Here is a 701-nt window from a genome sequence, read left to right on the forward strand (position 1 = left end):
GCGGCAATGGATCCGAAAGATGCCTCCAAATGGTTGGGTGCGCCTCCGCCGGATTTGACCCTGATTGCCCGTTCTAAGGGTGCAGACTACCTGTACGCCTATATGCGCGGCTTCTATAAAGACCCAACTCGTCCGAACGGTTGGAACAATACTGTTTTGGCCGGTGCGAGTATGCCTCACCCATTGTGGGAGCAACAAGGTGTTCAAGCCGTTGAGTTGGATGCCAAAGGTCAGCCCGTTATGATTAAAGACGAGCATGGTAACCTGACTCCTAAGTTGTATTGGGAATCTACCGGTCTGCACAGCCGTCGCCTGCCTAACGGTAAAGTAATCCAAAAAGAGTACGATACTTATGTACGCGACTTGGTGAACTACTTGGTGTACATGGGTGAGCCTGCTCAGTTGCAACGCCACCGCATCGGCTACATGGTTCTGGCATTCCTGTTTGCGGTAATGCTGCCATTGGCTTACTTCCTGAAAAAAGAATTCTGGAAAGACGTTCACTAATTCTTTTGAATCAAAAAGGCAAACCTGTTTCAGGTTTGCCTTTTTTGTTTGTGAAATTGGTTTATGCAAAAATAATGTAAATTTTAAAATTACTTAATATAAACAATATGATATGTTAAATTTCTGGATTAAGTGTTTGAAATTATGTATAATTCTGTCTGAATTTTTATAAGGCTTAAGGCCGTCTGAAAAGA

General features: G+C 43.5%; 1 protein-coding gene. It reads left to right on the plus strand.

What is annotated here, in order from left to right:
- Window positions 1-507: cytochrome c1 (locus ACTHSP_RS21185; RefSeq protein ID WP_440346903.1), on the plus strand; the 507-nt coding region annotated here is incomplete at its 5' end.
- Window positions 508-701: the final 194 nt, after the last annotated feature.

The sequence above is a fragment of the Neisseria sp. P0001.S005 genome (assembly GCF_051963715.1).